We start from the raw sequence: 25507 nt of genomic DNA, 5'->3' as shown, positions 1-25507 counted from the left end.
AGCTATTTAACCTTGTTAACTTGTTTATGAAACCTTGTCAACTTAAAAACAAAAAGGAATTAAAAGAAACCAGACCACAATCAGCAATCCATATTTCCTTTAACTCCTTTCCTGTCAACTCGTCTTCTAAAGCCTTGTCAACTTATATATTTACACATTGAAACGGAAATGCATAATATCACCATCCTGAACTACATAGTCCTTACCTTCAACGCTCATCTTTCCGGCTTCTTTAACAGCAGCTTCAGAACCATAATTTATATAGTCTTCATATTTAATCACCTCAGCACGGATAAATCCTTTCTCAAAATCTGTGTGAATAACACCGGCACACTGAGGAGCTTTCCAACCTTTGTGATAAGTCCATGCACGTACTTCCTGAACACCGGCAGTAAGGAATGTTTCAAGGTTAAGAAGCTTATAAGCTGCCTTAATCAAACGGCTGACACCAGATTCTTCCAAACCTATTTCCTGAAGGAACATCTGACGTTCCTCATAAGTTTCGAATTCAGCAATTTCGCTTTCTATCTTAGCCGCAACAACCAAGATTTGTGCATTTTCATCTTTTACAGCTTCACGAACTGCTTCAACATATTTGTTTCCGTTTACTGCACTTTTTTCGTCAACATTACACAAGTAAAGTACAGGTTTGCTTGTCAAAAGGAACAACTCATGAGCTATTTTCTGTTCTTCCTTAGTTTCAAAAGTTACAGTTCTCGCACTCTTTCCCTGTTCCAAAGCTTCCTTATATTTGCAAAGAACATCATAAGCCAGTTTAGCCTGTTTGTCTCCGCCTGTCTGAGCCTGCTTTTGAACTTTTGCAATACGGCTGTCAACAGTTTCAAGGTCTTTAATCTGAAGCTCCGCATCAATTATTTCTTTGTCACGAACAGGATCAACAGAACCGTCAACGTGAACAATATTGTCGTCATCGAAACAACGCAACACATGGATGATAGCATCTGTTTCACGTATGTTTGCCAGGAACTTGTTTCCCAAACCTTCACCTTTGCTGGCACCTTTCACCAAACCTGCAATATCAACAATTTCCACTGTTGTAGGAACAATACGCTGAGGATTGATTAATTCAGCCAATTTATTCAAACGTTCATCTGGAACAGTAATAACACCTACGTTAGGTTCAATAGTACAAAAAGGAAAGTTTGCCGACTGAGCTTTTGCATTTGACAAACAGTTGAAAAGAGTAGATTTACCAACGTTAGGCAAACCTACTATACCACATTGTAGCGCCATAATTTATTTTGTTATTTATTTAAAAACAAGATTAAAGTAAACAAGGCTTCAGAGACAAGTTGACAAGAAGCATTAATGAAAGTTGAAAGTTTAATATTAAAATCCTTATCCGCTTGTCAACTCGTTTTCTTGTAAACTTTGTAAACATTAAAGCTTTGAATTCTGCAAAGATACTAATTTTTATGAACTTGAGGAATAAGAGATTTTGTCTTAAAACAATAGATTAAGGATAAAAAATCTATTTGTAAGTAAATATAACTAGTAAATAGACAAATCAATGCTTTGTGCTTTCAAAATGTCATTGTATCTTTGTATCATTAATAACATAGAGCAGAACACAAAAGAAAAATGATGGAAGAAAAAAACAAATCAATATTATTAATCTATACTGGTGGAACTATTGGTATGATAAAGAATCAGAAAACCGGTGTTCTGGAAGCTTTCAATTTCGAGCATCTGAAACAGCATGTTCCCGATTTGGAAGACTTGGATTGTAATATTTCTTCCATCCAATTCAAGAATCCTATGGATTCATCTGAAATTGGTCCGGATTCGTGGGCTAAACTGGCTAAAATCATAACCGACAATTATAACGATTATGATGGCTTTGTTGTTCTTCACGGAACTGATACAATGTCATATACAGCTTCAGCTTTAAGCTTTATGCTCGAAAACCTGAGCAAACCTGTTATTCTTACTGGTTCGCAGCTTCCAATAGGTGTTTTGAGAACTGATGGAAAAGAAAATCTTGTTACAGCAATTGAAATAGCTTCGGCAACCGAAAATGGCATGCCAATAGTTCAGGAAGTATGTATTTTCTTCGAGAATTATCTGATGCGAGGAAACAGGACTACTAAAATAAATGCGGAAAATTTCAATGCTTTCCGTTCCTACAATTATCCACCGCTTGCTCAGGCTGGAATAACTATACATTACAATACTCATTTGATGTATCGTCCTGTTTTAAGAAGACCTTTGAAAACTCACTATCAGTTTGATAACAACGTAATGTTGTTGAAAATATTCCCGGGCATGTCTCCTCAAATGTTTGGAAACATGCTTAATACTCCTGGAATCAAAGGCGTAGTGCTGGAAACTTTCGGCAGTGGAAATGCTCCAAGCAAGGAATGGTTTCTGAAACTGCTTAAAGATGCTTCAGAACGCGGCATTGTTATTGTCAACATCACTCAATGCCATACAGGAAGAGTTGAAATGCATCGTTACGAAACTGGATATAAAATGTTGCAGACCGGTGTTATAAGCGGATACGACAGCACAACGGAATGTGCCGTAACAAAGATGATGTTCCTTTTCGGACTCGGTTTGTCTTCTTCAGAAGTGAAAGAATATATGGGTTGTTCGCTTGCTGGAGAAATAACGGTTGATAATTGAGCAATAAAAATAATAAAACACAGAGTCACAGAGATACAGAGTTTATTTATATTCAGTAAATTTCTCTGTGACTTTGTGTCTCTGTGTTTTAAATTTACTTGAACAAATTCTTCTAAAAACAAAAAAGTTCCGATTCAATTAGAACCGAAACTTTCTGTGAGTTGTCTCACGAGGATTCGAACCTCGACAGACAGAACCAAAAACTGTAGTGCTACCATTACACCATGAGACAATCCGATGCTTATCAAAAGCGATGCAAAGATAATACAAATATATTATCCTTGCAAGGCTTTAAGCAAAATTATTTCACTATCAACAAATAATAGTTTTTCTTTCCTCTCTGAACAAGCAAATATTTACCGTCCAACAAAGCATCTGTTGTGATAACCATATCAACATCAGAAACTTTTTCCTTGTTTACGCTAACACCACCACTCTGGATCAATTTTCTCATTTCACCTTTTGATGGGAACACATTAGCCTTTTCAGTACACAAATCTATCAATTTGATACCGTTTTCAACATCTACGCGTGAAACTTCAAACTGAGGAACACCGTTGAATACGTCCAACAAAGTTTCTTCGTCTAGTTTCTTCAATGAATCAGAAGTTGCGTTACCGAAAAGAATATTTGAAGCCTCAACAGCAGCATTATAATCTTCTTCAGAGTGAACCATGATAGTAACTTCCTTAGCAAGACGTTTCTGCAAAGGACGCAAATGAGGAGCAGCTTCCTGTTCAGCAATCAAAGCTTCAACTTCTTCTTTTGACAAGAATGTGAAAATCTTGATATATTTAGCAGCATCAGCATCACTCACGTTTAGCCAGAACTGATAGAATTTATAAGGAGAAGTATATCTGCGGTCCAACCAGATGTTTCCAGATTCAGTTTTACCGAATTTTCCACCGTCAGCCTTAGTAATCAACGGACAAGTAAGAGCGAACACTTCCCCACCGTTTGTGCGGCGGATAAGCTCAGCACCTGTTGTGATATTTCCCCACTGGTCCGAACCACCCATCTGAAGCTTGCAATTCTTTGTTTCATAAAGGTGAAGGAAGTCGTAACCCTGAAGAAGCTGATAAGTAAATTCAGTAAAAGACAGACCATCGCGAGCTTCACCGTTAAGACGTTTCTTAACAGAGTCTTTTGCCATCATATAGTTTACAGTGATATGTTTACCAACTGTACGGGCAAAATCCAAGAAAGTGAAGTCTTTCATCCAGTCGTAGTTATTCACAAGCTCAGCTTTGTTAGGAGCGTCAGATTCGAAATCCAAAAATTTGCTGAGCTGCTTTTTGATGCATTCCTGATTGTGACGCAATGTTTCTTCGTTAAGCAGATTACGTTCTGCTGATTTTCCGGAAGGGTCGCCAATCATACCTGTCGCACCACCAACCAAGGCAAGAGGTTTATGTCCACAACGCTGGAAGTGTCTAAGAATCATCACACTCACAAGGTGACCGATATGCAAAGAATCGGCTGTCGGGTCAATACCTACATAAGCAGTAACCATTTCCTTCTGCAATAATTCTTCTGTTCCTGGCATCATGGTATGTATCATCCCACGCCATGTTAGTTCTTCTACAAAATTCATCGATTTAAAAATTAGTTATATTTTCCGTTTATTTGATTCTTAAAGTGTCACTGTCCACCTAATATGCTCATTTGGACTGGCATAAAACTGACAGTACGGCAAAGATACGACTTTTTGATATAGATATATATGTTTATTTGAAAATATAATTTATTCAGGGGACAAGATACAAGAAGACGAGTTGACAAGGTATATTTTTTACCCCCTTGTCAACTCGTCCCCTTGTTCCCTCGTCATCTATAAAAATCAAAGTCCAAGCTTTTCCGAAATATCAAGCATACGCTTTATCGGTCTGATTGCTTTTTTCTGAACTTCCTCATCTACGAATATTTCTGGCATTTCGTATTTCAGGCAGTTATAAAGCTTTTCCATCGTGTTCAATCGCATGAAATTACATTCATTGCAAGCACAAGTTGAGTCTTCCGGAGGAGCAGGAATGAATTCCTTGTCCGGACATTGCTTGCGCATCTCGTGGATAACACCGCTTTCTGTAGCAACGATGAACTGTTTCTTGTCCGACTTAACCGCATGTTTCAACAATGCAGCTGTTGAACCAACGAAATCCGAGATTTCAACAATATAATGTTTACATTCAGGATGAGTGATAACTTCAGCTTCCGGATACTGCTTCTTAAGCTCAAGAATCTTTTCGAGCGAGAATTGTTCGTGAACATGGCAAGCTCCGTTCCAAAGCAACATCTTGCGTCCTGTAATACTATTTATATAATTACCAAGGTTTCTGTCCGGTCCGAAAATAATCTTTTCGTCAGCAGGCAAACTTTCAACAATCTGGCGGGCATTTGTCGAAGTCACCACAACATCAGTAACAGCCTTCACCGCAGCCGTTGTGTTTACATACGAAATAACAGTGTGACCCGGATTAGCCTTTATGAACTCTTCGAATTCAACAGCCGGGCAACTGTCTGCAAGCGAACATCCTGCGTTCAAGTCCGGCACCAGCACTTTCTTGTCCGGACAAATGATTTTTGCAGTCTCACCCATAAAATGAACACCACAAAGAACAATAATGTCAGCAGTTGTCTTTGCAGCCCACTGAGCAAGAGCCAGACTGTCGCCCACAAAGTCTGCTATGTCCTGAATATCTCCTGTCTGATAATAATGAGCCAGAATAACCGCATTCTTTTCTTTTCTCAATCTGTTGATTTCTTCTTTCAGGTCGATTCCGCCAGGAACCGGAACGTCCATATAACCTATTGACTGTTTCTGCATAATATTATGTATATATTTATTTTATCCTACTTTAAAATAATAAGTTAACAAGGATTATTAAAACACTGAAGTCTCAGAGTCACAGAGTTTTCTTGTCAACTTGTTTCTGAAACCTTGTCAACTTTTAAGTTGAGCAACTTGCTAAAGTTAAATCATTTAATTGCAAATTTACATAAAACTCTCCTATTTTCGTGACCTTAAACGACAGGAGCATTACTTATTTACTTTAAACACTGTATTACAGCCTTTTGCATTTCCAACAATTTTTCCTAAGCTGAAAAACTTTTTTCATCTAGATGAAAAATAATTTCCACTCGGTTGAAAATAAATTTTCTTCCGTATGAAAAAACTTTTTCAATAGTATATATTCAAACGTGGCAAAACATATAAGTTTTCATTACTTCAGAAAGAACACATCACAATCCACAATTCAATATCAACCATTATATCATTATATATCTTTTTAATATTTTCTTTTTTAAATAAAATGATGAATATGATAGTCTGTTGAAAGTGTTAAAACATTTGATAACTATTTCTTGCATATAAAGTTATTAAATGATATTCACTGCTTATTAAAAAGAAACTAACAATGCGTTTATTTATATATATACTGTTTTTCTTATTGTTATGAACTTTATTACATATATGTTGAAAAACATATGTGTGTAAAAGTTAATAACTGAAATGGTGTTTATTCTGTGTATAAACCATGTGGATAGTTTGTAACAAATAATGTAAGTTCTTATTTGGAACATAAAAAACATAGCTTGTATGTATAAGATTCCGGATAATGCAAGATTTATTTTTCATTTTATGTTCACTAGTTATTAATAGCTTTTCAACGGGGTTTAAACAATATTTCCGTACTTTTGCGGAAAAGAAAATAATATGCGCAAATTAAAGGTAACAGAAATGAACAGGCTTACTCCTGAGGAGTTCAAGGAGAGCCGCAAACTTCCTCTGGTTGTGGTACTTGACCATATCAGAAGCCTTAATAACGTAGGTTCGGTGTTTCGTACTTCGGATGCATTCCGTGTGGAATCAATATACTTGTGTGGCATAACTGCTTGTCCTCCTAATGCTGAAATTCACAAAACTGCACTCGGAGCTGAAGAAACAGTTGATTGGAAATATTTCAATGATACACTTGAAGCTGTTGAAAACTTGAAGAAAGATGGTTATACTGTTTGTGCAATAGAACAGGTCGAAGGCAGTGTAATGTTAGATAAGTTGCAGTTAGACAAGGATGAAAAGTATGCGATAGTGATGGGAAATGAGGTAAAAGGTGTTCAACAGTCTGTTGTTGACAAATGTGATATGTGCATTGAAATACCTCAATATGGAACAAAACATTCGCTGAATGTTTCCGTAACTACCGGAATTGTTATTTGGGAGTTTTTCAACAAGATGAGTTTATAACTTGGTTGACAAGGGAACAAGGGGACGAGTTGACAAGGATGTTAATATATATTCCTTGTCAACTCGTTTCTTGTTAACTTGTTATCTTGTCAATTTGTATCTGAAATAACTGAAAACAGAAGGTTCGTTCTTATTTCCAGAGTGTATTAATCCAGGTCGAGGCACTCTGTCCCATCTTATAAATTCCTTACAGTCAATAGCTTTATCTGATACGCAAACCCATTTGCTGTTGTCTTCACTGTAATAGAACTTCAATAATGAACCTTTTTCAACAGTTGTTTTAAGATAAATATCTTTATTGTTGAAAGGTGAAGAGAAAATAACAGATTCTTTTCCGTCAACTACTTTTCTGAGTTCGAGATTATTGTTGTTAATTCCCCATGAAATCATGAAGTTATCATCGCCATACCAAGTGAGACCTTTTGTGTTGTTTCCCTTATTCAATGTATGTGTTTCATATGAATATTCAGAACTTGTAGGACGCAGACAAAGAACTGAGCCGTTCTTTGACTTATCTTTCATAATCCCTGAAAGATAAAGTTGTCCTTGGTTTAATTCTGCTTTAACATCAGAGAAAGGAAAATTCCATGTCCAATCATATTTTAGGTTTTTACCATCAAAATCATCATAAAAGTCTTTCACCGGAATTTGACTTATACCTTTGAATGGTAATGATTGTTTCCTTACAGCCAACTCTCCTGTTTTGAATTTCAGCCATTTATCTTTTGTTACTTCCAATTCCTGCAATATAGGTTGGCGTCCGTTGAAAAACATATCTCCGTTGAGGTAAGCGTGACACATGAAGAATATTCGTCCGTCGTCGGTTGTTACACCTGTTCCGTGTCCACAAGATTTATAATCACCTTCGCCGCCGTGGAGAATTGGATTTCCATTATAATTTTCATATAAGCTGTCGAACTTCTTTGAGCGGGCAACGCAAACATTGTAGTCGCTATTGTATCCGCAGCAAGAATTGGCTGCATAAATCAGATAGTAATAATCATCTTTCTTGAATATATATTGTCCTTCAATTCCGGTACGGTTTTCATCTACAAGCATGGTGAAAGGCTCACCTTCCAGTCTCAATCCGTCAGCGGAAAGTTTGCTTCCAAGAATTTCTATAGGTCTGTCGTCCAGACCATAAGCTTTCCATGTAATGTAAAGTTGTCCGTTATCATTAAATATAAAAGGGTCGATAGCTTCTTTTCCGAAACGGACAACTATACCGTGGTCTGTAAATTTTCCTTCCGGAGAATCAGCTGTTGCTACACCAATGTAAGATATATTGGTAGCTTTCTCACGTGCAGTGTAATAACAGTAAATTTTACCGTTTATAACAAACAGTTCCGGTGCCCAGAAAGAGTTGACAGTCCATTCCGGCTGTTTGTCGAAAATATGTCCTATTTGTTTCCAGTTAATCAAATCATTTGATTTGAAAACAGGATAAAATGGAGCCCATTCTGTTGAAGTTCCTGCCGCATAGTAAGTTCCGTCAATTTTAATCATTGTTGGATCAGGAATATCTCCATGTATAATTGGATTCATAAAATAATTTGAATCCGTTTGCTGTGCGTTAGTTGTAAGGCTGATAAGGCCGATAGTTGCTGTTAATAGTATGTTCTTCATGATAATTTATTTGGAGTTGAAAAGGCTACAGAGATGAGTTGACAAGTATGTTAATATATAATTCCTTGTTAACTCTTCAACTTGTTTCCTTGTCAACTGATTCACAATAATCCGTTTTCCACAAGCACCACAATTCTTTCCGTCATCGCATCCTCACCTTTCGGATCATATTCAGCTTTAAGACTGGCACCAAACATTCCTGCAAAGAAATTCCAGAAACCGGCGCGGAAACTGCCAAGGAAAGCTTTTACAAGTTGATAACTGCTTTGATTACATTCCCTGTCTATCAGCTTGATAAGTAGTTTTCCCTGCGAGAAAGTAAGTTTTTTCAACTGTGGTTTATATTCGGCAAAAAGCTCTTTTTCCATCCTTTTCAAATGTTCCTGTTTTGATTTCTCGTCCGGCAATGTTTCTATATATTCATAAGTCTCAATAAGAGTTTCATAAACCATTTTAGCATAAGGAAGAGTTCGTTTTACGTCTCTCACAAGCTTCCAATATTTCTGTTCCTCTCTCCTGTTTCTGAACTTTACTTTGGGAAAAACATATACTTCCCTAAGGTTTACTATAGCAACAGTGTCTTTACCATCAAGATATGCACGATTATATCCTTCCGGTAAAACATTCATTTTTATAGGTTTATTCTGCTCCTGAGCCATTAACCAACAAGTTGTCAACAGCATGAATGCCGAATAATATATCTTTCTTCTTTGCTTCATTGGTTGCAAAAATAATCAAAGGGTGTAAATCTTGTAGAATAAGTTTGTTAATAACTTGATAAATCTATGATAAATACTACTTTTGTGAGTATATAAGTAAGAGATAAGTTAAATATAAATCTCTGTGTTGAATAATCAAAAACCAATTACCGGCTATGAAAAAGAAATTCTTCCTTTTTATTGCTGCATTGCTTTTCTCCGGCAATGTGACAGGCTCAGAAAATATCCGTCTTCCCAATATCCGTTCTATGGCATTAGGCGGAAATGGAGTTATGTTTTCAACGGAATATAATCCAGCTATTCTTTCATATCAAAACTCTAAAATGCTTGATATATTGTATATTAACAGATATATGGTGAAAGAGTTAGGCACAGTTTCACTGGGTTTTCAATATCCTAATGATAAGTTATCAACAGGTCTTTATATATCTTCTTTCGGTTATGATGAATATCGGGAAACAATGTTCCGTGCAGCCTTTGCCAAATCATTGGGCGAGCATTGGTCTTTAGGCATAGCTTTCCAGTATTATATTCTTCAGTCTGCTTTATATGAACACACGCCTTCACGTTTGTCAACGGATATTGGCGCTGTTTATTCTCCTGTGGAAAAACTGTCGATAGGATTGTTGATAAAGGATTTCCCGTCTGTTTCTGTTAATAAAGAATCAACTGATAATGAGATATTAAAATATTGGGATTTTCTGTTAGGTTTCAAATATGATGTTATCAACAATACGTTGATATCCTTTTATTGCGGAACGGACAGCGAATATAGATTAACAGGCGGAATAGGCATGGAATATCTGGTAAAAGATATTTTTCATATTCGTGGCGGATTATGTATTGCTCCTCTCCTTCCAAGTTTTGGTTTCGGAATTAGATTGAAATCTTTCTGCATTGACACTTCTGTAATTTATCATTCTGTATTGGGCGCTTCGCTTGCTGCCGGTTTGTCGTTTCACTTCTAATAATATAGTTATGAAAAAGCTGTTAACAATCTTGTTTATATATATGTTTATATCCTGTTATAATGCTGAATCTCAAGAAACTTATTCTGTTGATAAGTGGCAGGAATATGTTGAGCAAATAGCCGAAGAAACCGGAGACGAAGCCAAGGCTGAAGCATTATACACAGAACTTTCCTACCTAAGTGAAAATCCATTTGATTTGAATACTGTAAGCGATGAACAACTCAGGCGCTTGCCTTTCCTTTCGGACAATCAGATTTCATCTCTTATGGATTATAGGAAAAGATACGGGAAAATGCTTTCCATATATGAACTGCAGGCTGTTGATAATTTCGACTGGCAAACGATTTTGCTTATTCTTCCTTTTGTGAATATATCGGATAATATTGTTGATAAAGCTCCAATAACTCTTAGGAATATGTTGAAACAAGGACGCAATGAATTGCAAATCAGATATGATAAATGTTTTCAACAGAAAAGCGGATATTGTTCATATTCCGACAGTATTCTGGATAAATATCCTAACCGTAAATATCTGGGCGAGGCTTTTTATACTTCTGTAAAATACTCCTATGCTTATGAAGATAAGATTCAGGCTGGTTTACTTGCTGAAAAAGATATGGGCGAGCCGTTTTGGAAACCTGTTCATAAAGGATATGACTATTATTCGTTTCATTTGCTTTTGCGGGATTTCAAATGGTTGAAAACTCTTGCAATAGGTGATTATAAGGTTTCGTTCGGACAAGGACTGGTTATAAGCAACGACTTCTCTCCTAGCCGTTCAGCCCTTGTCACTCAGGCTGAAAGACGAAACAACGGATTCCGCAGGCACTTTTCAACAAACGAAAGTGATTTTTTCCGTGGAGCTGCAGCTACTGCATCTTTCGGCAATTGGGATTTCAGTGCATTCTATTCCCGCAGGCGGATAGATGCAGCTTTGGAGAATGATACTTTTCCGTCTGTTCAGACGAGTGGCTTGCATCGTTTGCAACGCGACTGGGATAAACGCAAAACTGTAGTTATGCAGACTTACGGAGGAAATATCCGTTTTGCTTTGCCGTCGTTTCATATTGGAATGACTGCTGTGGGATATGATTTTGGCGGTAATTGTTTATATCCTTCTCCCCAACCTTATAATCTTTTCTATTTCAGAGGTAAAAGTAATTTCAACATTGGTGTTGATTATATGTTGAAAACCTCATGGGCTAAGATATATGGCGAAACTGCCGTTTCTCGGAACGGAGCGTTGGCAACTCTCAACGGTTTGCAGCTCTCGCCTGCTTCATACATTACGATGCTGCTTCTCCATCGTTATTACGACCGTAAATATCAGTCCTATTTCGGAAATGCTTTTTCACAGGGTTATGTTCAGAACGAACAGGGATTTTATGCAGGATTGCAATGGAGCCCGTTTCCTTATTGGAAATTCTCTGGTTATGTTGATATTTTCCGTTTTCCCTGGTTGAAATATCAGATTGATTATCCTTCGTCCGGAAAGGAATATATGACACAGGTGGATTATTCATTCAGTTCACGGTTGTCAACATATCTCCGTTATAAATATAAACAGCGCGACGGAAGCAACACTCAGCAACGCCTCCGCTTTCAGTTGTCGGTGAATGCCGGAAATTGGACCTTGCGCTCGTCTGCCGACGGAGTTTTATATACTTCTGTTGATAATGAACGAAACAAAGGCTTTATGCTGTCGCAACGTGCAGGATGGAAGAAAGAAAAGTTTCCGTTTCAGGCAGATATATATTTTGCATATTTCCAAACAGACAATTATTACACACGCATAAGTTCATATGAGAAAAACATACTTTATGCCTTCTATATGCCTTCGTTTTACGGCGAAGGTTTGCGTGCGGCATTGACTTTCCAATGGAATATTCTCAAATCTCTGAAACTTTCCGTAAAGCTGGCGCATACATATTATTCAGACCGCGATGTTATCGGAACAGATACAGAGGAAATAAAGGGAAATAACAAAACAGATTTATATGCAGTTTTGAGTTGGAAATTTTGAGAAAAGGCGTACATTTGAATAAAAATACAAGCTTATGTCTACTATTATATTTGATAAAATTGTTTACGGTCCAATCCACAGCCGCCGTTTGGGCATTTCCTTGGGAATGAATTTGTTTCCTACAGATGGAAAGCTCTGTACATTTGACTGTATTTATTGTGAATGTGGTTTCAACAAGGACCACAAACCGCGTCTTTCTATGCCGCGTCGCGAGGAAGTAAAAAAAGCTCTTGCCGAGAAACTCGACGCTATGCGTTCCGAAGGTCTTGTGCCGGATGTAATTACTTTTGCCGGAAACGGTGAACCAACAATGCATCCTGATTTTGCCGGAATAATAGATGACACCATTGCCATACGCAACGAGCATTGTCCGTCAGCTAAGATTGCTGTTCTTTCAAACTCAACAATGCTTCATAAGGAAGAAGTTTTCCAGGCTTTGTGCAAGATTGAGGATAACATAATGAAACTGGACTCTGTCCTGGATAAACGCATCAGACAAATAAACGATCCAAATCAGCCGGGCTTCTGTTTCGAAAAGTTGTTGGAAAACCTTTGCCGCTTCAATGGCAAACTTATTATACAGACAATGTTCCTGCATGGAGAAAGAGACGGAGAGTCTGTTGATAACCTTACCGACGAAGAAATATCAGGCTGGATTGAAGCTCTGAAGAAAATCCGTCCGTCAAAAGTTATGATTTACACAATCGACCGTGAAACTCCGTTGAAAACTCTGTCAAAAGCTACTAAGGAAGAGCTTGATGCTATTGCCGAAAAGGCTAGGAGAGAAGGGTTTGAGGTTTCGGTATCGTATTGATATAGTTGACGAGTTGACAAGGGAACAAGATATACAGAGAATAAATAATTTCTTTTATTTCCTTGTCAACTTGTTCTTTTGTCGACTCGTTCCCTAAATTATATCTTGATATAAATTCTCTTCTTATACAACCAATATCCCGGAATCCAGTTCAGCAAAACAAACAATACTGCCCAAACCAGAGAGCCGAAATAATTTCCGCAAAGCGGCACTAATACATCACTGTAAAAGTATGCCTGGAAACCATGCAACAAAGTGGCAAGAACTGCAGCCTGAACATAAAGATACAGAGGATTGATACCGAACGACTCGAAGAACAATGTCCAATTCTTACGCTTGTTGATATCAATAATCCAAATCAGCAATCCGAGCAGGAGAGAACCAAGTCCGCAAGTTGTAAGCACAAATGTGCTGCTCCATATTTTCTTGTTTATAGGGCAACCATAGCTCAGCAACATTCCGGCAAAAGCAAGAATTGTTCCGAAAATAAAAATGTTGCGTACAATCAGCTCGTTGTTCTTCTTCCCATCCATAATAAGTTTTCCTACATAGAATCCAAGCAGGACATGACCGATACTTCCCAAACAGCTCAACAAACCTTCTGGGTCGAAGGCAATGACTGTTCCGTCAGCCATAGTGTCGCGATACATATGAGATGCTCCGAGAACAGCTCTGTCAACAACTGCTATCAAGCTTTCAGGGCTCAAAGTTGTGCTGTCTGTTGCTCCCAGAAGTATTGCATAGAACAACAGAATCGAAGCTGCCACATGAAGGATATATTTATGATTGATTGCAAGTCCGATTAGCGAACCAAAGCCGTAAGCCAGTGCCAAACGCTGCATCACACCCAATATTCTCAGGTTTTCGAAATGACTGAAACCATTGTTCCACAAATGGTTGAAAAGATTCAAGCCAAAACCTACAAGGAAAATTACAATTGTGCGACGAACAATCTTAGTCACACTTTCCGATGAAAGTTGGAAATTATATTTCTTCAGCGAGAAGAACATTGAAATTCCCATTATAAACATAAAGAATGGGAAAACAAGGTCGGTGGGAGTGAAGCCATCCCATTTGGCATGTCTCAGCGGTGCATAAACGTATTCCCACGAACCTGGGTCGTTTACCAGAATCATGCCGGCAATCGTTATGCCTCGCATAACGTCCAGCGATAGTAATCTGTTAGTTTGTGTCATGATATTTTGAATTAAGTTTGCTTGTCAAAGATAGAGTATTTTTTCCGAGTTTGGGAAAAATACGGAATTTCATTGTGGTGGAAAAGAAATTCCATAATATGTGGAAAAAGATTTTCATAATATATGGAAAAAAATTTTCATTGCGGTGAAAAAAGTTTTTCATAATATATGAAAAAAGTTTTCCAACGCATAGAAATATGATGAAAATGTAAGCCCTTGATTTTCTTGAATAAATGATAATATGAATTTGATAGTTTGATTTAGATGTTAAAAACATGAGATATTATATAATAAATACCTACCTTTGCAGCCGATTTGGTGTTGTATGTCTGAAATCTCAGTCATACAATGAAAAGGGAATCAGGTGAGAATCCTGAACAGACCCGCTGCTGTAAGCTCTTTTGGATTCTTCGGGCATATCTTTTGCCACTGTCTGGATAGCGACGGGAAGGCGTCACGAAGAAGGAGCAAGTCAGAAGACCTGCCAAGTCCTTGATTATTTGTCGGAAAGCTTTCGGGATACAAAGCAGACAAACATCTGAATAGGTTATTTCAAATTTATGCTGTTGAAAAACTTACACTCTTGTTCGTTTATTTTGTTTATATCCGGGTTTTCTGTGCTTTTTTTACGGAAAATAAATTGGTGATGAGACATATAAACATTTTATTATTCATTTTTTTCACGTTTTTCTCCAGTCTGAATGCCCAGGAGAAAGTCAGTCTTTCCGGTTTTGTGAAAGACGAAGGAAAGAATCCTGTGGCTGTAGCTGCCGTTGCCATTGAGAATACTTCCATAGGAACATATTCGGATGACAACGGGTATTTTGAGATAAAAGTTAAGCCGGGAACATACACAATCCTTGTTTCGTCGGTTGGTTATGAAACTTCAAGTCAGAAAATCAGCATTAAAGAGAACAGGAGAGTGGATATTGTTCTGAAAAGCGGAACAGTTGATTTGGATAATGTTGAGGTTTATGGAAAAACCAAGAGCCAGAAACTAAAGGAAGGTGCTTTTTCTGTTAATGCTCTTGACGTGAAATCACTCACTACTTCGGTAAATAATATAAGTTCGATTGTAAACAAGACAACCGGTGTCCGTATCCGTGAAGAAGGCGGTTTGGGTTCCGATTTCGAACTTTCGATAAATGGAATGTCCGGAAACTCTGTCCGCTATTTCCTCGACGGCATGCCTCTTGATACGAAAGGTAGCGGAGTTTCTCTAGCCAATTTGCCTGTTAACCTTATCGACCGCGTTGAAATATACAAAGGAGTAGTTCCTGCCAGTCTTGGAGCCGATGCTTTGGGCGGAGCAATCAATATTATAACTAAAGAAGAAAAGAAAAACTATTTGGATTTATCCTATGGAATAGGTTCATTCCATACTCACAAGGCAGATTTGAATGCTCAGTTTGTTGAAAAGAAAACCGGACTTCTTATTCGCCCGACCATCGGTGTGAATTATTCGAAGAACAACTATATGATGAAAGGTGTTGAGGTTTGGGATGAGGAAAGCCGTAAGTATGTTGCAGTTGACCGCCGCCGCTTTCACGACGACTATTTTTCTCTTCTCGGCCAGATTGAAATTGGAGTTACAAACCGCAGCTGGGCGGATTTGTTCTTTGTTTCTGGTTCATTCTCGAAAGTAGATAAGGAACTTCAGACCGGTTCAACGCAGAAAAAGGTTTATGGCGAGGCAGAGCTGTTTTCGCATGCCTGGAATATTTCGGCACGTTATCAGAAAAAGGATTTCCTTGTTGATGGACTTCAGTTTAATGCTTCTGTTTCACATACGTGGGATTATTCTCTGACAGTCGATTCTGCTTTCCGCAAATACGACTGGAATGGAAATTATATTGAAAGTTCGAGAAATGAGATTACAGGAAAAGACCGTTCGCTGCGTCATTACAACCGCCCGTTGACGATTGCGCGTGCCAATTTGAACTATTCTTTCAACAGACATCATTCTCTTAATCTGAATTATTTGCTCAACAGAACAGGAAACGACCGTTATGATGAAATCGACACTGAGTTTGAGCCTTCTAACGATATATTGGCAAAACATATACTGGGATTGTCATACAATCAGTCGTTTTTCTCGGGAAAGATGGAAAACACTTATTTTATAAAGGATTATATAAATCACCTCGATATCCAGCAGCAGGATTTGTCATGGATAACAGGTTCGGACGAAGTTCCTTCCAAATCAACAAAGAATCATTTAGGATACGGATTGGGAAGCCGTTATTCATTGCTTGATGAGTTGGCGCTAAAACTGTCTTATGAACATAGCGTACGTTTGCCTTTGGCACGCGAGCTTTTGGGTAATGGAACAACTATTTATCCAAATATCGCCTTGAAGCCTGAGAGCAGCAACAATGTGAATCTTGGAGCTTTCGGCACAATGCTCCTGGCTCCGGAACATATGCTTTATTATGAAGTAAACGGATTCTACAGAGATGTGAACGATTATATCTATGCCGTGATTTCCGAAAGCGAAGGAATGATGCAATACGACAACGTATCAAGCGTAGATATCAAAGGCGTTGAAGGTGAGGTGAGATACAATTGGGGAGATTTCCTTCAGGCAATAGTTAACTGCAGTTATCAGGATGCCCGCGACAAGAAGAAATACAGAGAAGACGGAAAGCCTTCGATATCATATAACAACAAGGTGCCAAACAGACCTTGGCTTTTCGGTAATGCCGAAATAGATTTTACTTGGCGAGATTTGTTTGTTAACGACACTAAGTTCCGCTTAAGCTATGATTATCAGTATGTCCACTGGTTCTATCTCACATGGGAAGGATATGGAGCTTTGGAAACAAAATCAAGAATTCCTACTCAGCATATTCACAGTGCGCGCCTCACATATTCATGGGCTAAGGAAAGATACAACGTATCACTTGAATGCAACAATATATTTGACAAAACAGTTTACGACAACTATATGCTCCAGAAACCTGGACGTTCGTTTTTCTGTAAGTTCAGAGTATTCATAAACTAAATTATATTATAAATGAAAAAGTTACAATTATTAGCCTTTACATTGGCTACAGCTTTGTGCGGTTCAATTTTCAGCAGCTGTTCTGAAGACGATCCTGTAATTGATAATCCGAACAAAGAAGAAACAGAAGAAACACATTTTGATATTTGGGTTGGAATCGGTGAAACTGGTGGTATGGGAAAGGAAACAACTCTTCTTGTAAAGGGTTTGACAAACCTTTCTGAGCAGACAACAATCGACTTCAAGAACGACGGAGCCGATGTTACTGCAGATATGGACCAGGAATCAATAATCAAAGGCAAGTATTATTATCAGGTTGCAAATTCTGCTGACAGATTCGTTAAGTTCCAGATTGTTGGCAATGAGTTGAGAAGAATTGCAGAGCAGCCTTTCGTAAAGAATACATATAAAGACCGCCGTTATACTCACGCTTGGATTGATGATAACACATTGGTTATTTTGGCTGCAAATGGTTCTGCCAACAAGATTCTGTGGACAAAACTTAATGCCGAGGATTTGAGAATCATTGAAGAAGGCGAACTTTCTTTGGTTTGTCCTGAAGGTGACAAGTTCAGTACTTCTGGTCTTGCAAGATACAGAAAATCTGACAATAAAATCATTTATTTCTTCCAGCATAAGAATGAAGAAACAAACTTCTATGCAGCTTTCATAAATCCTTCTGATATGTCTGTAGAGAAAGAAGTTAAAGAAGACCGTGCAGACCAGATGGCAGGAACTGCTTATGGTGAGTTGTTGCAAAACAAGATGTTCTTTGATGAAAACGACAACTTGTATCTTGCTTGTAACAACAGAATACCAAACTCACCAAAGACTACTTATCAGTATGGCCGTATTCTTCGTATAAACAAAGGTGAAATGGATTTCGACAAATCATACTTAGGTTATAACTATGACAAGGGAAAACTAGTAACTGTTGACTATCTTGGCAGCAACAAGGCTTTGCTTTACATTCAGGACCCTGTTCATTGCGGGTTAGGTGAAGATGGTTGGGGAAGTAACTACAATTGCTACTACGCAATTCTTGACCTTACAACAGACCAGAAAACAGAAATCCAGGCAGACGGAAAGAATCTACCTTTCTGTAGCGGAACATTCTCTCAGCGTTCTTATGTGACAACACAACATGCTTATATTGGAGTTAATCCGGAAACTTCTGCTCCATGTATTTATGTGTATGACATCAATACAGGCAAAGCTACAAAAGGTATGACAATCACTGAAGGTTATGATTTCAGCCGTTTGGTGTTGATTGATAATGATAAATAAAAAGGTTACAAGAAAACAAGTTGACAAGGTTAAAGTTGTATCAGCTTTTCCTTGTCAACTTGTCTCTGAAACCTTGTCAACTTTATATTCATTCTACCTTGTAACTCACAAAAGCAAAATGCTTGCTATCCGGCGACCAGGAATTGACATTTATTGTTCCTTGTCCGCCAAATAATTTTACAATTGTCTTAGGTTCACCGCCTTTAGCCGGCATCAACCGCAATTCAACATTTTTATTAGCCAAGTGCTCATTAGGTTTTAAGTCGCCTTTCCTGTAAGCAATGAAAACAATCTTTTCACCATCGGGAGATATATGCGGAAACCATGAATTACGTTCTTCATCAAAAGTCATCTGAGTTTGCTCTGAACCGTCTGTTTTCATTCTCCACACTTGCATAAGTCCGCTTCTCACAGAGTTGAACCATATATAATTTCCGCATGGAGAATATTCAGGTCCGTCGTCGAGGTCGTCAGCCGTAGTGAGCCTTTTCTCTTCACCACCGGCAGCAGGAATTGTATAAATATCGAAATTGCCATTTCTTTCGGCGCAATAAGCCAGATATTTGCCATTGGGACTCCAGCCGTGCAGATAACTAGGAGCCATAGGTGTTATTAATTGAGGAGAATCAGAACCATTCAGAGGAAGAACATAGATGCTGGATTTATGATCTTCTTTTGTTCCATGTCTGATAGCAATCTGCTGTCCGTCGGCAGAAAGAACATGGTCGTTGTTGCAGTTTGTAGCAAATCCGGTGTTGATGATTTCCGGTTCGCCGTTTTCCTTGTCAACTAGTCAACTAACCTCAGTTACTCTTTAATCTTCATAATCTGATTTTCAAAGTTATTTTTATCGCCTTTAGCTTTGTTTCTGACCTTGCTTCGGTAAATATATATAGTATTTATAGAATATCTTAAGAATCGCGCAATTTTATTACTGTCAGATATCCCAAGTCTAATTAGAGCAAATATTCTTATTTCCGTACAAAGAAGTTCTCCTTTTTTAGGATAAATCTTTTCATCATCATTTAGCAGATTATTGAATTGCTCAACGAAATTAGGATAAAGCTTCAGGAATGTTTCGTCAAAGCTTTTATAGAATTTCTCTCTTTCCTCTTCGATAAACTGCTCAGATTTAATAGCCTTGAAAAGTTCATTGATTTTAGAGTTTATGGCAAGTTTGCTCAACGAACGCCTGTAGTCTTCAAGCTTGTCCAAATACATAGTACATTGATCCAGATAATAAGCCAGATATTGCTGTTTTACCTGATTCAATTGCGAAAGCTCTTCGTTTGCTGCAGAAAGCTGAATATTTACATTACTAAGAGCTTTTCGTGTATCTGCAAGTTTACTATTTTGTTTTTTTACATACATAATAGAACTTCCAAGGAAAAGAATAAGTATTGTAATACCAGTGAACAGACCTTTTTTAATTGTATTATTCCTGCTCTCTTTTAGTTTATAAGCCCGGTCGATAATAGGGTAGATGCTAGTCGTTTCAATTGTTCTTAATCTGGCATTACATATTACTGCATCATTCATTGAGCTTGTCTGATAACGGTAAGCTCTTACAATGTCTCCGTTTTCGTATAGAATAAGAGCAAGTTTGGGAAGAGCAACATACTCTCTTATTGAAAGCTGCAAATCATATATTGCTGACTGTATAAGGTAATACAAATAGTTGTCATCATCTCCAAGTCTTTGATAAGCTTCAGCAATATTATATGCGAGCATACCTTTTAACCTTTTGTTTATAGTCGTATCATTGAATTGTTTTTCAATCTCTTTCAAAGATTCTTCATGTTTACCTTCATTTCTTAATTTGTCTGCCAATAATAGGACATAACATTTACATTTAGTCTGATCGTAAATATAAGTCATAGAATCCTGATAAAGATTAGCTATATCTCTATATCTTTTCCTTTCATATTGACTTAAGGCATAGTCGGACATATATCCGTAAATATTTCTGGATTGAACATAGTAGGTAACGAGCTGGGATGTTTTGGTTAAGCGGTCACGTTTTATAGCATTTAATGTTTCAACAGCCTCTTTATACATACTCATCATACTCATAACTTCAGCCCTTTTTAAAAGTATATCTTCTATAGAGCCAATATTGGGATTCTTGTGTAAAAGATATTTTTGTTGGTTGACATAAAAAAGAGCAGAATCCATTTGATATTTATTGAAAGCCTCAAACAAATCTCCATATATTTCATATTTCTCATAAATATTTTGTGTATTGCGTAGTTTTTCATGAAGATTGTCAATTTCTTCTTCTTTCATTTGATTGTATTTCCATTGCTTATTAAGCGTATTATCTAATTCCTTAAGACTGTTGTTTATTCTTGAGGAATTATCAGCTTTAATATTAAATATAAAGGAAACGATAGTTATTATGACTAAAACGGCTTTCATATGTATTTGTGCTTTTGTTCGCAAATTTAATTAATTTGAGTTTATTTGTAGGTTTTATATTCTATAAAAAAGCTTATATCATTTATATTTTTATTAATAATATTTTTTAGATATATACTGATTATTAATATTTTATGTTTATTCAATCTTTATAGAATATTTATATAAAATGATGTAGTATTCCTTTTTCTATAATTTTACGTTGAACATAAATAAATATCCAAAAAGATAAAGGATATAAATGATATGTTTTCTGACATATCTTCATTGCTAATATGACGTTTTTCGTATTAATCTTTAGGTAAAAAGGTTTAGGTTATTTTTTTCTTCTTCTTATTTACGTTTTTCCCTAAATTTTCCCAGTATATTTTTTAGATTTCATAGTGTGTATATTATTTCTGTATAATGTTTAAGCTATTTTGAATTTTAGCTTTAATTTATTGTATTATTTCTTCTACAAATTATAAACTGTCTTTTTATATATCTATTTCATATACTATTAAAACAATTTGTTTTATATTTTTATATTCATAATTATTGAATAAATATACTGTGTTTTATCTCTATTTTGTTGCTGATTTATGTATATATAGTTTATATTTTTTAGTATATATATTATATATAATATATTGTTTATTAGTAATTTATTATTTATATATGTTTATATGAAATTTATAAGATAAATCATTATATTTTTATCTGTATATTTTTGCCTGTGTAATTTAATGAGCAAGAAAAGTAGTAAAAGTAAAAACACTATATTTTATACAGTATTATTTCTAATACCATGAAAATATACAGTATATAAAATAATAATATTTCAAGGGATATTAAATAGTAATTTTATATTTTCCCATATAAAAAAAGACGATAAAGGTTTTTGTAATTGATTTAGTGCTAACTGTAATTGTATCAATAAGTTGATATTTTAGTAGGTTAATTTTGTGTATGTTCTTCTTGTGAAAGAAGGGCATACATTTTTTTTATGCATATATGTGATTTTGACAAAATGTAAGAGTAACATATTTGCTATTATGTTTTTTCATTACCTTTATGGCAAAAAAGTAAAAATGGATAGAGTTTTTAAATCTAAAGCAGGGCAACCGCACCAAAATTCCATTCAAAATATGTTTTGCAACAGGTTTGTTAAAATAGTTCTGAAAAAAATGTGTTATTTGGGAAATAAAGCGGATATTGCGGATAGCAAAACCTTAACTATGAAAAACAACCTTAGCGATTGGATTTTTTACGTGTCGATTTTACAACCAAAGTCTTTCGACTATGATTCGTAAGATCTTATGAGAGGACTCTTATAAAAAGAGGCCTCTTTTTTATGATTCAGATCATCCGGTCAGAACTGCAATAACTTTTTTAAATAGTTAATATCCAAAGCTGCCTTGTAAAGTCTTTTTTTAAGGCTTAACTTATCCTTTTGTTCAGAGATGATATGTAAAGCCACTTTTCTAATCACTGACAGGTTTTGTGATGAATATCCTTTCCTCGCTCTGCAATCATCCTCTTTAAAAGTAACGTCCAAATGCCAATGCAGTTGGTTCTCAATACTCCAGTGTCCTCTTATTATTTTTTGAAAGTAAGACGCACTTAATCCTTGCTCGTCACTGATATAATATCTGGTTTCAAGAGCCGTTTTCCCGTTCATCTCCCTACTTGATTCCATTTTTACAATCGTCCCTAGTCCTTTCCAAGATTGAATGGTTTCCGGAAGCAGATATTCCATGGCTGGAAGAATGCTGCATTTCCTGACTTCTATCCTTCCATGGTCTTTTTCCACAGTCGTATCCGAATCAAGGCCGCCGTGTACTTTAAAAGCACATTCAATATCCTCATATAGAGACTTCTGATTACCTTTTACCGACAATAGATAATGCCCCTTCTTTTCAAGTATCAAGTCTACAACCTCACGTTGCGTTCCCATAGCGTCTATGGATATAACTGCATCCTCAATATCTATGGCTGACAACACTTCGGGAATGGCTGTTATCTCATTGGACTTGTCTTCCACTTTTTTCTGATATATACAGAATTCGTTCTCGCTTACCCAGGCATTCAAAATGTACAGACCTTTATTCCCGCGAGAGGTCGGCGATGTCCCACTTTGCTTCTTCCCGTCTATAACAATCTGTTTTTCTGATAAATCCGACAGGATTGACTTCCCATAACTACAAAGACAATGTTCTAATTCGGTTGGGTCTATGCGTTGAAACACACGCTCAAACGTATCTTTTGAAGGTACACCGTGAGGAAGTGAAAGCATATCCTTAAGTTTTTCTCCACGTTCCAAGGTAAACAGACGCATATCCTCATAATCTGTTCCGCCTGTCAGGTAAGTACACAAACCTATCATTAATATGTCTGACAACAAATGTAGACAACGACCTGTTACACGAGGATCGGTAACTTCTGAAAAATACTTGGATGGATTCATTTCACTGCAAATTTATCATTTCTATTTCTGTTTCGGTTTGCCGCTGCAAATCTAAGGTGAGGCACAGATAAACACTTCACTGATGATTACAAATTTTGATGCGGTTGCCCTGAATCTAAAGTGGGACTTTGGTATCACTTAATTTTATTTCTTATAGGTTTTTATGCTGTTAAATCCTTTATCATGGGAGCTTCGGCATTTGTTATGGTATCATCATTACTGGTTTTTCTTGAATGTATACATATACTCTTGAATACTTGGTATAAAATAACAGCTGATGGAGAATTAATAGTTCATTGCAGTTTTTTCCCTGAAAAGAAAATAGCAATTGAAGAAATAACAGCATTGGAACCGACAAGTACTCCAGTATCTAGTTATGCTTTATCTCTAGACAGATTGGTTGTATGGAAAGGTGAGAAACCTTGGTTAGTTATTTCTCCTTCGCGAAAAGCAGAATTTGTCAAGGTTTTGCAGAAGATTAATCCGGAGATAGAGATAATGGAGTAATTATTAAGAAGTAAAGGAGTTTTTTAATTAAAAATTAATACTCCGTGTTTAATCCTTGTAAACTTGTTAACTCAAAAACTCAAAAACTCAAAAACTTAAAACTTATTACCTTATAAACTTATAAACTAAAAAATTATGAAATACGACGTAGCCATAATTGGAGGCGGTCCTGCCGGTTATACAGCGGCAGAATTAGCAGCTAAGAACGGTTTGTCAACTGTTCTTTTCGAGAAGAATGCTCTTGGTGGTGTTTGTTTGAATGAAGGTTGTATTCCAACAAAAACACTTCTTTATTCTGCAAAGACATACGACAATATCAAACACGCATCAAAATATGCGGTATCTGCAGAATCGCCTTCATTTGATTTACCGAAAATAATAGCCAGAAAGAACAAGGTTGTGAAAAAACTGACTGCCGGTATAAAGATGAAGATGAAAGAAAACGGCGTTGAAGTCGTTTCCGGTGTTGCTGAAATTCAGCGTCGTGATGATGACGGAACAATTACTGTCCTTTGTGCCGATAATGAATATCAGGCAGCGAATCTTCTTATTTGCACCGGTTCTGAAACGGTTATACCTCCAATACCAGGATTGAGCGAAACTGAATACTGGACTAGCCGCGAAGCATTGCAGGCTAAGGAACTTCCTTCATCATTGGTAATAATTGGCGGTGGTGTGATTGGTATGGAGTTCGCATCATTCTTCAACAGCATGGGTGTTGAAGTTCATGTTGTTGAAATGATTGATAAAATTCTTGGTCCGATGGACCGTGAGTTGTCGGAAATGCTTCAGGCGGAGTATGCAAAACGTGGCGTCAAGTTCTATCTGAATTATAAGGTGACAGCTGTAAACGGCACAGAAGTTTCGATAGAGAAAGATGGAGAAACAACAGTGTTGACAGGCGAAAAGATTCTGTTGAGCACCGGACGTCGCCCTGTGACAAAAGGTTTTGGCTTGGAAAATCTTTCATTGGAACCGTTCCGCAATGGTGTGAAAGTTAATGAATATATGCAGACATCACTTCCAAATGTTTATGCTTGTGGTGACATTACTGCTTTTTCATTGTTGGCACATACTGCAGTCAGCGAAGCAGAAGTCGCAATTGACCATATACTTGGAAAGTCTCGCAAAATGAGCTATAAAGCTATTCCTGGCGTTGTATATACTAATCCTGAGATTTCCGGAGTTGGCAAGACTGAAGAAGAACTTCAGGCAGAAGGCGTTCCTTATACAGTTAAGAAAGTTCCTATGGCTTTTTCCGGACGTTTCGTTGCCGAGAATGAAATGGGAAATGGCGTTTGCAAATTAATCCTTTCGGAAGATGGAACTTTGATTGGCGCACACATGTTGGGAAATCCTTCTTCTGAGTTGATTGTAATTGCAGGAATTGCGATAGAAAAAGGAATGAAGGCAGAAGAAATCCGTTCTTTCGTATTCCCTCATCCTACAGTAGGAGAGATAATTAAGGAAGGACTTGTGTAATATAGAGACAAGTTGACGAGTTGGCAAGGGAACAAGGAGATAAGGGTTATTTTCCTTATCAATCTGCTGCCTTGTCAACTCGTCAACTTTTTACTACTTTTGCACGTTACAATTCAAAACGA

General features: G+C 36.9%; 17 protein-coding genes, 1 pseudogene and 1 riboswitch. Of the genes and pseudogenes, 9 read left to right on the top strand and 9 right to left on the bottom strand.

Annotation, left to right across the window (positions count from 1 at the left end):
- Nucleotides 1-150: 150 nt before the first annotated feature.
- Nucleotides 151-1254, bottom strand: coding sequence for a redox-regulated ATPase YchF (ychF, locus tag ACYIAR_RS09505; RefSeq protein ID WP_480329175.1), 1104 nt, complete (start codon nt 1252-1254; stop codon nt 151-153).
- Nucleotides 1255-1605: 351 nt separating this feature from the next.
- On the opposite strand from ychF, the gene ACYIAR_RS09500 reads away from it, so the two are divergent.
- Entirely contained in the window at nt 1606-2646 is a 1041-nt protein-coding gene (locus tag ACYIAR_RS09500; RefSeq protein ID WP_480333617.1) for an asparaginase, read from the top strand.
- Between the two features lie 301 nt (nt 2647-2947).
- Here ACYIAR_RS09500 and tyrS read toward each other — a convergent pair whose 3' ends face one another.
- The gene (gene tyrS, locus ACYIAR_RS09495; protein ID WP_480329173.1) at nt 2948-4240 is read right to left on the bottom strand and encodes a tyrosine--tRNA ligase; all 1293 of its coding nucleotides are present in this window, start codon (nt 4238-4240) and stop codon (nt 2948-2950) included.
- A gap of 246 nt (nt 4241-4486) precedes the next feature.
- On the bottom strand, nt 4487-5470 hold the full coding sequence (gene nadA / locus ACYIAR_RS09490; RefSeq protein ID WP_480329171.1) for a quinolinate synthase NadA: 984 nt from the start codon (nt 5468-5470) through the stop codon (nt 4487-4489).
- Between the two features lie 891 nt (nt 5471-6361).
- Between nadA and ACYIAR_RS09485 the strand changes: the two genes are divergently transcribed.
- Nucleotides 6362-6892, top strand: coding sequence for an RNA methyltransferase (locus tag ACYIAR_RS09485; RefSeq protein WP_480329169.1), 531 nt, complete (start codon nt 6362-6364; stop codon nt 6890-6892).
- Nucleotides 6893-6973: 81 nt separating this feature from the next.
- Here the strand turns inward: ACYIAR_RS09485 and ACYIAR_RS09480 are convergent, their stop codons facing one another.
- Both ACYIAR_RS09480 and ACYIAR_RS09475 read right to left on the bottom strand, forming a co-directional pair.
- Nucleotides 6974-8518 (bottom strand): family 43 glycosylhydrolase, encoded by a 1545-nt coding sequence (locus ACYIAR_RS09480; protein WP_480329166.1) that lies wholly within the window; start codon nt 8516-8518, stop codon nt 6974-6976.
- 101 nt (nt 8519-8619) lie between these two features.
- Entirely contained in the window at nt 8620-9177 is a 558-nt protein-coding gene (locus tag ACYIAR_RS09475; protein ID WP_480333615.1) for a DUF4294 domain-containing protein, read from the bottom strand.
- Between the two features lie 215 nt (nt 9178-9392).
- Between ACYIAR_RS09475 and ACYIAR_RS09470 the strand changes: the two genes are divergently transcribed.
- The 3 genes from ACYIAR_RS09470 to ACYIAR_RS09460 are packed head-to-tail and all read left to right on the top strand — an operon-like array spanning nt 9393 to nt 13045.
- Entirely contained in the window at nt 9393-10205 is an 813-nt protein-coding gene (locus tag ACYIAR_RS09470) for a PorV/PorQ family protein (protein ID WP_480329164.1), read from the top strand.
- Nucleotides 10206-10215: 10 nt separating this feature from the next.
- A complete protein-coding gene (locus tag ACYIAR_RS09465) occupies nt 10216-12231 on the top strand; it encodes a helix-hairpin-helix domain-containing protein (protein ID WP_480329162.1) in 2016 nt (671 codons plus the stop codon).
- Between the two features lie 34 nt (nt 12232-12265).
- Nucleotides 12266-13045, top strand: coding sequence for a radical SAM protein (locus ACYIAR_RS09460; RefSeq protein ID WP_480329160.1), 780 nt, complete (start codon nt 12266-12268; stop codon nt 13043-13045).
- 98 nt (nt 13046-13143) lie between these two features.
- Here the strand turns inward: ACYIAR_RS09460 and ACYIAR_RS09455 are convergent, their stop codons facing one another.
- The gene (locus ACYIAR_RS09455; protein ID WP_480329157.1) at nt 13144-14241 is read right to left on the bottom strand and encodes an acyltransferase family protein; all 1098 of its coding nucleotides are present in this window, start codon (nt 14239-14241) and stop codon (nt 13144-13146) included.
- A gap of 299 nt (nt 14242-14540) precedes the next feature.
- Nucleotides 14541-14744: riboswitch (cobalamin riboswitch) on the top strand.
- 143 nt (nt 14745-14887) lie between these two features.
- On the opposite strand from ACYIAR_RS09455, the gene ACYIAR_RS09450 reads away from it, so the two are divergent.
- Both ACYIAR_RS09450 and ACYIAR_RS09445 read left to right on the top strand, forming a co-directional pair.
- Complete coding sequence (locus ACYIAR_RS09450) at nt 14888-17245, top strand: TonB-dependent receptor (RefSeq protein WP_480329155.1); 2358 nt, start codon at nt 14888-14890, stop codon at nt 17243-17245.
- A gap of 12 nt (nt 17246-17257) precedes the next feature.
- Complete coding sequence (locus ACYIAR_RS09445) at nt 17258-18532, top strand: hypothetical protein (protein WP_480329153.1); 1275 nt, start codon at nt 17258-17260, stop codon at nt 18530-18532.
- 88 nt (nt 18533-18620) lie between these two features.
- Here the strand turns inward: ACYIAR_RS09445 and ACYIAR_RS09440 are convergent.
- The 3 genes and pseudogenes from ACYIAR_RS09440 to ACYIAR_RS09430 all read right to left on the bottom strand — a co-directional run.
- Nucleotides 18621-19307 (bottom strand): annotated as a pseudogene (locus ACYIAR_RS09440) (TolB family protein); the annotation flags it as partial.
- A gap of 32 nt (nt 19308-19339) precedes the next feature.
- Complete coding sequence (locus ACYIAR_RS09435) at nt 19340-20950, bottom strand: DUF6377 domain-containing protein (RefSeq protein ID WP_480329151.1); 1611 nt, start codon at nt 20948-20950, stop codon at nt 19340-19342.
- 1351 nt (nt 20951-22301) lie between these two features.
- Nucleotides 22302-23396, bottom strand: a complete 1095-nt coding sequence (locus ACYIAR_RS09430; protein ID WP_480329149.1) for an ISAs1 family transposase — start codon at nt 23394-23396, stop codon at nt 22302-22304.
- Nucleotides 23397-23600: 204 nt separating this feature from the next.
- On the opposite strand from ACYIAR_RS09430, the gene ACYIAR_RS09425 reads away from it, so the two are divergent.
- Both ACYIAR_RS09425 and lpdA read left to right on the top strand, forming a co-directional pair.
- Nucleotides 23601-23903, top strand: coding sequence for a PH domain-containing protein (locus tag ACYIAR_RS09425; RefSeq protein WP_480329147.1), 303 nt, complete (start codon nt 23601-23603; stop codon nt 23901-23903).
- A gap of 135 nt (nt 23904-24038) precedes the next feature.
- A complete protein-coding gene (lpdA, locus tag ACYIAR_RS09420) occupies nt 24039-25385 on the top strand; it encodes a dihydrolipoyl dehydrogenase (protein WP_480329145.1) in 1347 nt (448 codons plus the stop codon).
- Nucleotides 25386-25507: the final 122 nt, after the last annotated feature.

Source organism: Parabacteroides sp. KHUB-01 (assembly GCF_056640935.1).
Note: the sequence above shows the minus strand (reverse complement) of the source record. Positions and strands in the feature narration are given on the sequence as shown.